An 11859-nucleotide genomic window follows, 5' to 3' on the forward strand; every position below is an offset into this window, starting at 1 on the left:
ATTTATAACTTTATTGGTGAAATCATGCGTGATGAGGCTCTTATGGCATAGGGTTAATATTCAATGAAAGAGTATTTAGTCCGCAATATCTTAGAATATTACTCAATCAGATTCAAACTACAAAAAACGCTTAGGAAGCCCTAAGCGTCAAGTACACCGAATTGAAATCCTTTTTCTTTTATCCTCCGAATCAATTCAGGAAGCACCTTCACGGTTTGTGGCAGTTCATGCAGTAAGATGATGGCTCCGTCTTCTAGGTTGTCCAGGACATACTTCAGTATTTGCGCTGAATCATGCTGGAGCTCCCAGTCCATTGAGGCAATTCGCCACATGACGGTCTTCATGCCAAGTTCACCGGCTGCAGTGAGCGTATCCTGATTGTATTGTCCGAAAGGGGGGCGGAAGTAGTTTGGTTTTTGTCCGGTCACCTGTTGAATCCATGATTGGCATTGAGCTAAATCATGATATTGTTCCTTCTGGCTCAGCTTTGTTAAATTTTTATGATTTGTAGAATGATTGCCTATAATATGTCCTTCATCCAGTACCCGTTTCCAAGGGCGTTGGTGGTGGAGCAGGCGGGACTGCCAGAAAAAAACAGCCTGTACCTGTTCCTTTTTCAGTATATCGAGGATTTGACGCAGTACCCTGGCTGGCCCATCGTCAAATGTCAGCATGACGGTTTTTTCGCGGGCGTCATTAAGGTGTGTGATTACATTTTCATCAGTAGAGTCGTACACGACCCTGGTGCAGTCAACCACTCAAGGGCTATTTCTCATGAAGAATCAACTCTCCTTCAGTCAAATATGTTCATAGGTTTCTGATCCGTAGGTTTCCTGGTATTCTTTTTCGGTAAAGTCCCGAGCTCTTCCATCAAAAATTACCGCTCCATCTTTTAAAGCAACAATCCGGTCAGCATATCGTTTCGCCAATGAAACATCATGGACATTGATGATTGTCAACAACTCATGCTGATCATGCATCTTTTTGATAAGCGTAAAAATATGATTGGAAGTACCCGGATCAAGACTGGCAACCGGTTCATCCCCTAAAAGCACTTTGGGATTCTGAAGGAGTGCCCGTGCAATTCCAACCCGCTGTTTTTGCCCGCCGCTTAAATGCTCGACCCGCCTGTTCTCAAATTCAGCAAGGCCAACTTCCTCAATGAGGTCTTGCGCTTTTCGGACTTCATCTGGACTAAACCAGCCAATCATATTCTTGAATGATGAGCGGTAGCCAAACATGCCTGTCAGGACATTCTGCATCACTGATAGGCGGGGCACCAGATTGAAATGTTGAAAGATCATGCCCATTTCACGCCTTGCTTTTCTCGCCTCTTCTTCCGTTTGTTTAGAAAGGAGTTGTCCACGCCAATGGACTTCACCTTGAGTAAGAGGCTGCAGCCCGTTAATGGTGCGGATGAGTGTTGATTTTCCTGCACCGCTCTTACCGAGTACACAGACAAAATCGCCTTTGTTGAATTCAAGGTTTACAGAAGCCAGTGCAGGTTGAGCAGAGCCTTTATATTGGACCGTCATATTCTTCAAACTTAACATGCAGTGCCTCCTATATCACTTTATTTCGCACATAGCTTCCGAGGAAATCAACGGCGACCACCATGATCATGATGATCAACACATCGAGTGAGACGGAAGAGTACTGAAAGGTTTTGAAGTCATTGAACAACCGCTGGCCGATTCCGCCACCGCCGATAAAACCAAGCACGAGAGAAGTCCTGATGGCGACTTCAAATCGGTAAAAATAGTGGGACAGGACGTTGGGCCAAATTTGCGGAAGGATGCTGAAGAAGTAGGCAAACCATTTCTTGGCGCCGACTGCTTTCATGGCATCCTGAGGTCCCGGATCGGATGCTTCAATTAATTCAGACACCAGTTTCCCCAATACCCCGATATTATGGAGCATGATGGCAATGACAGCCGGGAATGGACCAAGACCAAGCGCCGTCAACAAAATCAAGCCAAAAACAATTTCAGGAACGGAGCGGACAAAGCTGAGCCCCACCCTCGTTAATTGATAGAGCCAAGAGGAGGGGGAAGTATTTTTTGCCGCTACAAAACTTAAAGGCAAGGCAAGCAGGAGCCCGAAGAAGCTCCCGAGAAAGGCCATTGCCAATGTCTCTAATCCGTCTTCAATCATTTTCGGCAGCAGGGAGAAGTCCATAGGAAACCATTGTGATAGAAAATCTATCATGTTCCGGAAGTCCCTGAACTTCGAAAGGTCGAATTCAGTCAGCTTCATACTGAAGTAGACAAAGATAATTAAAACAAGAAAGGTAAAGATGCTTCGCCTTTTAAACCACACACTTATCACTCTATTCTTCGATAATTCCCTGCTTAAGGGCAGCCTGCCTTATACTTTCATAATCTTCATTGCTTGCTTCGGTAAATCCTGTAGCACCAAATGCATCAAGTACTTCCTGATCTTCGATTTCAAGGAAAGCTGCCTGCAGGGCATCGATGGTTTCCTGATCGGTATCCTGATGGACGGCCCATGGGTATTGGAACAATTTATCTGATTCCCAGATGGTCTTGAGCTGTTCGCCATCCACTTTTCCGGATTCTACAAGCTGGTTATAGATCGCACTGTCAATCGCACCTGCATGAACCTGGCCATTTTGGACAGCTAGTGCTGTGGCATCATGTGAGCCTGTAAAACGGACGGAGTTGAAATCATGTTCATCTTCAGATGTGTAAACACCACGGTCCTGCAGTTCAATAGAAGGAATCAGTGAACCGGATGTTGAGTTAGGATCACCAAATGCGAAATCAACTTCGGAGCTGTTTTCCAGAAGCTCTTCCAAAGAGTTCGCTTCGAAGTCCTTTTGGGTGATGATATACGAATGGTAGAAAGGTTCTCCATCAATCAATTGAGTGATAATCGCTTTTGCACCGCTTTTTTCATGAGCGATGACATAAGATAAAGGACCGAAATAGGCCATATCAATTTTGTCGTAATTCATGGCTTCTACCACGCCATTATAATCCGGGTATACTTCAACCTCGACATCTCTGCCAAGTTTGTCTGTCAGGATGGATTGTAATTTATCCATGGCACCTTCCATGGAGCCTTCTGTTTGAGCAGGGATGACGCCAATCGTAAACGCTTCACCGCTTGCCTCTTCATTATTATCGTTATTGTTTTCTGCTGTGTTCCCGTTGTTTCCATTGCCGCAAGCTGCTATGAAAACGGAAAGGATAAGCAACAGCAGGAACGTCATGCTCTTCTTCATTCGCTGCACCTCATTTTTTATGAATTTTTGTTATTCCATGTGTAAAAAGGACTCATATAGAGCCCTTTTTTTATACAACGCTAATTCTGCCTGGGTTCTCGGCAGTGACTGTTCCAATGACAGCCGATGTTACATTTCTGCTGCTCAGCTCTTTCTGTAGTGCCTCTGCATGTTCTTCAGGAACAGAGATGAGAAGGCCGCCGGAGGTGATGGCGTCACAGAGAATCAATTGGTCGAGTTCTGGAATGGACGCATCATAATCAATCCGGTCAGCAAGCCACTTATGGTTTTTGCGTGTGCCGCCGGGAATGATATTTTGTTCTGCAAGCTCTCTTGTTCTATTAAGTACTGGAACTGAGTCCTTTTCAATCGTGATGCCGAGCTTGCTTCCCTCGGCAATTTCCATGGCATGCCCTAGCAGGCCGAACCCTGTTACATCCGTGCAAGCATTAACAGGGAATCCATCCATTGCCTCAGCGGCATCTTTGTTCAGAGCAGCCATTGTGTTCATCACTTCATCCAAATCTTCCTGTGGAAGTTTGTCGTTTTTGATGGCAGTCGTCAAGATGCCGACACCGATCGGCTTTGTCAGGATCAGCTTGTCTCCCTGCTTAGCCCCAGCGTTTGAGCGGATTCGATCAGGATGGACAGTTCCTGTAACCGAAAGGCCGAACTTTGGTTCCTGGTCATCGATCGAATGGCCGCCTACAAGCACGGCGCCTGATTCCAGGACTTTGTCAGATGCACCGGAAAGGATATCAGCCAGAATGCTTTTATCCAATGTGCTGATCGGGAAACCAACGATATTCATAACGGTAATCGGCTTGCCGCCCATTGCATAGACATCACTGAGAGCATTGGCGGCCGCTATCTGGCCGAACATGTAAGGATCGTCGACGATTGGAGTGAAGTAATCCAATGTTTGGACGAGAGCTGTTTCGTCATTGATCTTATAAACGCCGGCATCATCGGATGTATCAAGGCCGACAAGCAAATTAGGATCTTCTACAGAACGGGGTAAATGACGCAGAACCTGCGCCAGGTCTTCAGGACCAATTTTGCATCCTCAGCCACCTTTTGTAGACAGGGAAGTCAGTTTGAAAATTTCTTTATTTGTCATATCTATTCACTCCTTATTCGTAAGCTTTCATTCAGCACCTGCTGATAAATTTTGAGGAATGTCCGGGTTTCATATTCTCTCGAATGTTCTTGGAGAATGTATGTTTTGCCTGTTCTGCCAAAATTTTTCCTCATCTCGCTATTATTGAGCAAAGTCAGGGCATATTCAAGAAATTCGTCTTGATTATTGTATACAAACCCCGTTTTTCCATGTGCCACAATAGAACGGTTGCCTGAATTGTTCGAGGCTATCACTGGCAGTTCATTCTCCATCGCTTCTAAAATGGCCGCGGGCTGACCTTCCGAATGGGAAGTATTTATCACGATATCGGCATTTTCATAGGCTGCACTCATTTCAGAATGGGGAAGCTGCCCCGCATAGGTGATCCAACCTGCGTTCTCTTCGACAAGGTCAAGAACCCGTTTGGCTTCAGCTTCTTCAATGATAGGGCCGACCAATAGCAACCGGATTTGCGAGTGATCCTTATGAAGTTGCTTAAGGGCTTGGATTGCAAACGGAATATTTTTTACGGGCCGTATACCAGCAGGAAGCAGAAACAATAATGTTCCGTCTTCTTTAGGGACGGATGTATGTCCAGCCTGCAAGTCACTTGTCCCTTGGTGAATGACATGAATTTTATGCTGAATACCCTGAATCTCATTTGCCAGAAGCTTTTTGGCGGCTTGATCAAACACTGTGATCGCCCCAGCAGCATTTAAACAGGCAGCAATCTTTTTCCGTCTTTCTTCATTAAATAAGTCATGATTCAAATCGGTACCCGTCATCGTGATAATGAAAGGAGTATTGTTTTCATGCATCTTTTCCCTGTATGTATAAAATTTGTAGGCATGAAAGCCATGAATCAGATCTGCATCAGGGAAAGATGCTATGGCTGGTTCAGCTGTCACTGACAAAACTTCAGTCTGGACACCTGCTTTCTCCAGCCCATCTGTAATACGGTTAACAGTGACTGTATTCCCTCGCTGTTGGTGATAATCGGGAGAGGCCAGTACAATCTTCATTAAGCTAACCTCCTTCCTAACGTGATGTCTACAGGATTGCATAGTATTCCTATCAGTAATTAATAGCTTATCCATGAACGGTGATTTTGTCATTTATCTTGCTTACGAAGTGTGCCTTTTTTAGTCTGTTCGTTTTAGGATATGGAAAAGGGCATAAGTTCAACCGGGGTTTTGAGGATTTGGAGTAAATGGTTATATGTTTCGACAGAGTTAAATCAGAGGGAAACCATAGAGAGGGAGAGAAATCAGCATCTGTTGATTTTTATATTGAAATACTATTAATTACTGACAAATAAGCGGTTTCATACTATACTTCGTTAATGTACAGAAATACAGGGGATAATGGTATATAAACATATTCTTCATTATAAATTAATTTTACATAAGGAGTGAGCCAGCATGAGTGAACAATGGTGGAAAGAAGCGGTAGTATACCAAATCTACCCTAGAAGTTTCAACGACTCGAATGGAGATGGAATCGGTGATATCAACGGGATTATCGAAAAGCTTGATTATTTGAATACCCTTGGGATTGACGTGATTTGGCTGTCTCCTGTCTATAAATCTCCAAATGACGATAATGGATATGATATCAGTGATTATCGGGGCATCATGGATGAATTCGGAACCATGGAAGATTGGGACAGGCTTCTCGATGAAATGCACAAACGGGGAATTAAACTGATCATGGACCTGGTAGTCAATCACAGTTCCGATGAGCATGCATGGTTTGTTGAATCAAGAAAATCTAAAGACAACCCTTACAGAGATTATTATATATGGCGGGAAGGGGATGACGGCAAGGAACCGAATAACTGGGAGTCATGTTTCAGCGGATCGGCATGGCGATATGATGATGCGACCGGAGAGTACTTCCTGCACTTGTTCAGTAAAAAACAGCCAGACTTGAATTGGGAAAATCCAAAGCTTCGTGATGAAGTATATGACATGATGAAGTTCTGGCTTGATAAGGGCATCGACGGCTTCCGGATGGACGTCATCAACTTTATTTCAAAGGTGGAAGGACTGCCTGATGCAGAAAATTCTGAGGGAAGAAAATATGTACCTGGTGGCGATCACTACATGAACGGGCCGAAAATCCATGAATACCTTAAAGAAATGAACGAGAAGGTTCTTTCCCAATATGATGTTATGACCGTCGGCGAAATGCCGGGGGTTGATGTAGAACAGGCGAAAGAGTATACGGCGGATAGCCGGCACGAACTGAATATGGTTTTCCAATTTGAGCATGTTGACCTGGATTCCGGTCCCGGCGGGAAATGGGATCTCCGTCCAATGAAAATGGAGGCCCTTCGCGACAGTTTTTCTAAATGGCAGGAAGGTCTTGAGCATGAGGGCTGGAACAGCTTGTATCTAAACAATCATGATCAGCCGCGAATGGTTTCCCGTTTTGGCAATGATTCTGAATACCGCCTTGAATCTGCAAAGATGCTGGCGACATTTCTCCACACTTTAAAAGGGACTCCTTATATATACCAAGGGGAAGAGCTTGGCATGACCAATGTCAGGTTTGAATCCATTGATGATTACAAGGATATCGAAACCCTGAATATGTATCGAGAAAAAGTGATTAATAACGGGGAAGACCAGGAGCAGGTGATGAATTCTATTTATGTTAAAGGCCGGGACAATGCACGGACACCAATACAATGGAATGACAGTGAACATGCTGGTTTCACGACAGGTGATCCATGGATCAGCGTGAACCCTAACTATAGAGAAATCAACGCGGAAAAAGCGCTGGCAGATCCGAACTCTGTCTTCCATTACTACCGCCGATTGATTGAGCTTCGTAAAGAAAATCCAATCATGGTCTATGGAAGATACAACCTGTTGATGCCTGACCACAAGGAGATTTATGCCTATACACGTGAATATGAAGGCAAGAAGCTTGTTGTGATGCTGAACTTCTCCAGCAACACACCTGTGTTCCAACTACCGGAAGGAATCGATGCAGACAACCAGGAAATTCTTATCAGCAATTATGAAGTCGACGGCACTGATAAGATTGAGCGGGTCGAACTGCGACCATGGGAAGCTAGGGTTTACCTCATTAAATAATTTGGTTACCTGTAGGGAATCAGTATAGCTAAGATATAATTTAAATTGCGTTTGTTAAAGTAAAAGGTTATCCTCTAATAATTCGTGGTTTTACTCTTTTTTTACTCCTGCTGTAGTATGATATTTTTTGATTGGAGCGGAAGGTGTGCGACCTCCTGCGGGAGTAGCGGGACAGGTGAGACCAAGGTTACGTACCCACCGGAACGTAACCCCGCAGGCAAAGCCGAGGAGGCTCAACGCCCGCCCCGCGGAGTCGCACACCTGAAGCGGAAATCACTCAACATTTTTTTGAAAATGGCCTTTGATGAAAAGATAGTGCCCTATAACAAACCAATCAATCTGGAAAAAACTGTCCTTGATATTTCCTCATCAGTGGGGTAATATATTAAATACAAGCTGCGTTGTACGTAATGATAATAAAGTTTTAACCTTTAAACTGTAATAGGGAGTTTTACATCGAAGCCGGAATGTCAGGCCGCCATGGACTGCGGAAGACAGGAACGTTTCTGCAAACACCCACTTTGAGGAGTGGTGGTTTAAAACTTTCTTAGACGATTTACGGCAAATGCGGCCTACATACTACCACCAATCACAAACCAGTTCCCAATCGGGAGCTGGTTTTTTTGTATATAGTGAGTGACAGGCACGACCCGGTTTTTGTCGAATCAAAATAGTGCATCGTGTGGAAGGAATGCGTGCACACCTTTTTTAGAATTGACGATTTGGGTGATCCTCAAGTCTACAGGTAGGGAGGCAAGGGCATTTGCCTCTGTGCGGCTGATATTATATAGTCCGCTCATCAGATCAAGCATTTCATTTAATGCTATCCACATCGCCTGATTCATGTCTTCGTGTATTCCCATCGTGAGCCAGCCTTCTGGAGTTTTTGCTCTGAGCATTTTTATCGCATATTGTCGAGTACTGAAAAGGTGAGCTCCACTCTTTCCATCCCGCACTCCAGAGCAGGCCCGCCAACTTCTCCATCTCCCTGCACGGCATGCCCGTCACCAGTGGAGAACAATCCGCCTTCAACAGGAACAGGAAGATAAAGTGTGGAGCCCTCCGTTAATTCCTTACAATCAAGATTACCGCCATAAGGAGAAGGGACCACTGTGGAATGACGTCCAGGCTCATTTGGAGGCATTCCCATAATTCCCATGAACGGTCTCAGTTTGATAGAATGATTGAAGTTTCCAAACCTGCTGACTCCAATCTTTTTCTCTGAATCCAAATCGAAGTCTAAGGTGACTTCTTGTTCATCTGCAAGACCGAGCGCTTTATTCCAGTAGCCCGGGAACCCACCTGCTGAAGTCCATCCATAATCAGAAGGGATGAGTTCGTTAATCTTTATTTCCAATGTAGACCCGGGTGTTGCCCCTTTGATAAAAAGCGGGCCGACAAGTGCATGGCCAAATTGATCGTGCTGTCTTTGGGGTGTAAGGCTTGTAAACTTTTTCCGTTTTCCTCCAGGTTCCTGCCTCTTTTCAATTCCCCAGGATGAATCAAGTGTCTGGTAAACAATCGTATCTCCGGATTCAATCGCGAGAGAGGGGGCCAGGTCTTTGTCAAAAAATCCATGAAGAGTGGTTCCATCAGGTTTTAAGTAATGAACAGCAGTCATAAACATCTTCCTCCTAATGTGTAATATATGTAAAATATACCAACATTACTTTTTGGAGTAAACAAAATTATATTTAAAAGTATTTAATTGTTTTCGACATAATTCGGGGAGTCCCTGTCACACAAAAAAACCTCCAGGGTGTCAGCCCCCGAAGGCTTCGAGTATGTCGTTCAGTTCTTTTATGTTGAGCGGTTTTGGAGCCTGCTGCTTTGAATTGGCGTTTTCGGTATTCCCCGGTGCAGCGGAATAGCCTTGCTGCAGCATCATTTTGATGGCTTCCAGCTCTTGGAGAATTTCCGTGTTGGTCGTTTTTTTGGCAGCTGGCGAGAAATATTGGTCCAGTGCCGAGAAAACCAGGTGTACCAGGGTATGATTATGGGCATGGTATTCGATTTGTTCCTGAATGAGTTTGGAAACGGTATGGGTGTCGCCGGTTTTAATGTCGATGTATTTGTCCGGCATCGTGATGGCTACTCGGTTTACGTAATCAGTGTACGTTTCTCCCATAACGATCAACCCCTGGTGGCAGCTAGATCAGTAGTTTCTTCTTGTTGTTGTTGTTTTAGATGATTCATTTTCGCCAGAATCATTAACCCCAGTACATTCAGCTTCTCCAGGTTCTCAGGGAATGTCAAATCGATTGGGCGTCCTTTTTCACTCCAGCGTACGGCCGCTTCCTGGATTTGTTTTTGTGCAAGCTTTGCTGCACCGCCGACAGCAATATACCGGGCTGCCCCCTTGATTTCATTCGAACTGCTTCTGACACGGTCGAACAGTTCCAAATATTTGATCGCCATTGATTTCAATTGAGGCGTTACATATTTACTGATATCTTTCCGGACACCTGCAAATGGTTCGACATACCATTCTGATTGGCCGGCATACAATTTTTCCTCCAATTCAGAGCGTGAATCAAACTTGTATAATTCATTTTTGCTCACTTTCTGAATGATGATATCAAGGAATTGATTGATGCCGAAGTGTTCTCCTTCTACAGACGCTACCGGCTTGTTGTTTTTGATACCGACAAAGTCAACCGAATCCCCGCCCAAGTCTCCAATCAGCACGCCTTTAAGTGAATCTTTTACTAGTGCATCATCTTTAATGCCGAGTGTTTCCTGGTCACGTGTCATTCCAAGATAGGCACATGCACCTTCAGCACCTACGATGACATCATTGATGGCCAGCTTGACACACACTTCTTTCGGTTCAGGTACCCCGGGAACTTTATGAAGAATGATCGTATGTGTTCCGAGCAGGCGCTGCTTCAGCTGTTCTTTTTTCTGTTTATATTGAGTCGTCGGCAGAGAAACTGCGAGCTGGTCAATATCATAGTTTATCTCGGTTTCATTTTGATTGTTCAGGACAGCATGATACGCGGCAATCGAGAACAACAGGATATAAGTACGGACTTCATCCACTTTCTGATTGTTCACTGACGTCAGGCTGACATTTCGTTGTCTGGCTGCAGACTTTCCAGTGTAATAGATATCTCTTTTATTTTGGACAGCCGGGCTTTTCACCTCGACGATCAGATTTTCTTCCAACTCAATATCTTCTTCATCATAGGGCATTTCATAGAATTCATCATCAAATAACGCAATCGCATTAGGCAACTGGTACTCAGACAGCTCACCACAGTCCGATGCAAGCACTTTGTACCAGCTGTTGCCTATATCAACGGCAAGAAAGTTACTTCTCTCCATTTTATCCCTCCTCATGATGAATCCTATGCAAAGGGGGAAGGGACCTGTGCAAGTACCCAATTCACTTTTTGAAAAATAGCCCAAATCAATTTTCTAGTAAAAATCAGGTCTGTTATATCAAAAATCCGCGTTTATACTGATGAATTTGACCAAGCTTATGGTGCCTGTACGCATAGGATAAAGTGAAGGTAAAATACAAAGGAGGAAGTAAAAATGAGTGATAAGTACAATCATCATGATAAGAGCTGTGTTGAATTCAACAAATCAGCTCACATTGGGGAGTGTAACTCTGCAGAAGTAGATCCAATTACAGCTCCGGTTATTGATGCAGTCAGAACGATTAATGTACCCGTAAGGCTGGCAACAAGAGAAGTCACAACAAACATGGTTTGCAACATTGACTTTCCAGACCACGTGATGGAAATTAAGGATATTAAGAAGAGAGTTGAGATTGTTCAATGCCGTTTGATTACCACACCAGTATCCGAGCTTCCAGTATTCTCAACTCCGGGTACCATGTATCCTTTAATGATTAAAGGGTATGTTCGCAAAAATATCCAATATGCTACACCTTGCTATAATTCAGATGGCCAATGTGTTTCTTCTGACATCAAATCACTGACAGTCAGAGTTCCATTCGAATGCTTTACCAATATTACATTGGATGCACCAGTTCAATTGCCTCTAACTAATTCACGCAGTGAGTTTGATTTCTTCAGAGCACAAAAATTAGGAAAAGGGTTCCCTGAAAAAGATGAATTCCTTTCCAGCGATATTTCACAATTCCATCAGCTAAGTACTCAATATTACAACCCGCTGCCATATTGTGAACTGCTTTCCAGCACAATGCTAGAATGGGATGAAGCAACAAACCGGGAAACTTATGGCCACGGTCCAGTTGGAGAAGGCTGTTTTGACAAAATGGTTGAAAAACTTGTATTAAGATTCACTGTTAATGTAATGCAAAATCAGCAAGTTCCAATTGCATCAGTAGCATTTCCAGGCAATGGAGACGACAACGGAGGACTTTAGGATTCAGGGGTTTTCTACACTCCCATATT

At 44.1% G+C, this 11859-nt stretch carries 12 protein-coding genes and 1 other RNA gene; 3 read left to right on the top strand and 10 right to left on the bottom strand.

What is annotated here, in order from left to right; genetic code table 11:
• Positions 1–140 precede the first annotated feature (140 nt).
• From M1E09_RS09655 to M1E09_RS09680, 6 genes are all read right to left on the bottom strand, one after another.
• On the bottom strand, positions 141–758 hold the full coding sequence (locus M1E09_RS09655; protein ID WP_456274620.1) for a polysaccharide deacetylase family protein: 618 nt from the start codon (positions 756–758) through the stop codon (positions 141–143).
• Positions 759–797: 39 nt separating this feature from the next.
• On the bottom strand, positions 798–1553 hold the full coding sequence (gene phnC, locus M1E09_RS09660) for a phosphonate ABC transporter ATP-binding protein (RefSeq protein WP_456274621.1): 756 nt from the start codon (positions 1551–1553) through the stop codon (positions 798–800).
• 10 nt (positions 1554–1563) lie between these two features.
• Positions 1564–2256: a phosphonate ABC transporter, permease protein PhnE gene (gene phnE, locus M1E09_RS09665; RefSeq protein WP_456274955.1), complete on the bottom strand. Its 693-nt coding sequence runs from the start codon at positions 2254–2256 to the stop codon at positions 1564–1566.
• A gap of 73 nt (positions 2257–2329) precedes the next feature.
• Positions 2330–3247 carry a phosphate/phosphite/phosphonate ABC transporter substrate-binding protein gene (phnD, locus tag M1E09_RS09670; protein WP_456274622.1) on the bottom strand — a complete coding sequence of 306 codons (918 nt, stop codon included), beginning with the start codon at positions 3245–3247 and terminating at the stop codon, positions 2330–2332.
• A gap of 70 nt (positions 3248–3317) precedes the next feature.
• Positions 3318–4367: a selenide, water dikinase SelD gene (selD, locus tag M1E09_RS09675; protein WP_456274623.1), complete on the bottom strand. Its 1050-nt coding sequence runs from the start codon at positions 4365–4367 to the stop codon at positions 3318–3320.
• A 2-nt stretch (positions 4368–4369) separates the two neighbouring features.
• Entirely contained in the window at positions 4370–5389 is a 1020-nt protein-coding gene (locus M1E09_RS09680) for a glycosyltransferase (RefSeq protein WP_456274624.1), read from the bottom strand.
• A gap of 399 nt (positions 5390–5788) precedes the next feature.
• Here M1E09_RS09680 and M1E09_RS09685 point away from each other — a divergent pair, with 399 nt between their 5' ends.
• Together M1E09_RS09685 and ssrS are read left to right on the top strand one after the other, a co-directional pair.
• Positions 5789–7471 (top strand): glycoside hydrolase family 13 protein, encoded by a 1683-nt coding sequence (locus M1E09_RS09685; protein ID WP_456274625.1) that lies wholly within the window; start codon positions 5789–5791, stop codon positions 7469–7471.
• Between the two features lie 390 nt (positions 7472–7861).
• Positions 7862–8049, top strand: a non-coding RNA gene (gene ssrS, locus M1E09_RS09690) — 6S RNA.
• Positions 8050–8136: 87 nt separating this feature from the next.
• Here the strand turns inward: ssrS and M1E09_RS09695 are convergent.
• The 4 genes from M1E09_RS09695 to M1E09_RS09710 form a co-directional block, all read right to left on the bottom strand.
• The gene (locus tag M1E09_RS09695; RefSeq protein ID WP_456274626.1) at positions 8137–8334 is read right to left on the bottom strand and encodes a hypothetical protein; all 198 of its coding nucleotides are present in this window, start codon (positions 8332–8334) and stop codon (positions 8137–8139) included.
• 38 nt (positions 8335–8372) lie between these two features.
• Complete coding sequence (locus tag M1E09_RS09700; protein ID WP_456274627.1) at positions 8373–9092, bottom strand: acetamidase/formamidase family protein; 720 nt, start codon at positions 9090–9092, stop codon at positions 8373–8375.
• Between the two features lie 141 nt (positions 9093–9233).
• Positions 9234–9599, bottom strand: coding sequence for a hypothetical protein (locus M1E09_RS09705; RefSeq protein WP_456274628.1), 366 nt, complete (start codon positions 9597–9599; stop codon positions 9234–9236).
• Between the two features lie 5 nt (positions 9600–9604).
• Positions 9605–10798, bottom strand: a complete 1194-nt coding sequence (locus M1E09_RS09710) for a ParM/StbA family protein (protein ID WP_456274629.1) — start codon at positions 10796–10798, stop codon at positions 9605–9607.
• A 213-nt stretch (positions 10799–11011) separates the two neighbouring features.
• On the opposite strand from M1E09_RS09710, the gene M1E09_RS09715 reads away from it, so the two are divergent.
• Positions 11012–11830: a CsxC family protein gene (locus M1E09_RS09715; RefSeq protein WP_456274630.1), complete on the top strand. Its 819-nt coding sequence runs from the start codon at positions 11012–11014 to the stop codon at positions 11828–11830.
• The last annotated feature ends 29 nt before the right edge of the window (positions 11831–11859 follow it).

The organism is Bacillus sp. AK031 (genome assembly GCF_053903065.1).

Bases quoted from the DNA above. Each gene is read 5' to 3' on its own strand.
- phnC (WP_456274621.1), bottom strand. From the start codon at position 1,553: ATGTTAAGTTTGAAGAATATGACGGTCCAATATAAAGGCTCTGCTCAA.
- phnE (WP_456274955.1), bottom strand. From the start codon at position 2,256: ATGAAGCTGACTGAATTCGACCTTTCGAAGTTCAGGGACTTCCGGAAC.
- phnD (WP_456274622.1), bottom strand. From the start codon at position 3,247: ATGAAGAAGAGCATGACGTTCCTGCTGTTGCTTATCCTTTCCGTTTTC.
- M1E09_RS09680 (WP_456274624.1), bottom strand. From the start codon at position 5,389: ATGAAGATTGTACTGGCCTCTCCCGATTATCACCAACAGCGAGGGAAT.
- M1E09_RS09685 (WP_456274625.1), top strand. From the start codon at position 5,789: ATGAGTGAACAATGGTGGAAAGAAGCGGTAGTATACCAAATCTACCCT.
- M1E09_RS09695 (WP_456274626.1), bottom strand. From the start codon at position 8,334: ATGGGAATACACGAAGACATGAATCAGGCGATGTGGATAGCATTAAAT.
- M1E09_RS09700 (WP_456274627.1), bottom strand. From the start codon at position 9,092: ATGACTGCTGTTCATTACTTAAAACCTGATGGAACCACTCTTCATGGA.
- M1E09_RS09705 (WP_456274628.1), bottom strand. From the start codon at position 9,599: ATGGGAGAAACGTACACTGATTACGTAAACCGAGTAGCCATCACGATG.
- M1E09_RS09710 (WP_456274629.1), bottom strand. From the start codon at position 10,798: ATGGAGAGAAGTAACTTTCTTGCCGTTGATATAGGCAACAGCTGGTAC.
- M1E09_RS09715 (WP_456274630.1), top strand. From the start codon at position 11,012: ATGAGTGATAAGTACAATCATCATGATAAGAGCTGTGTTGAATTCAAC.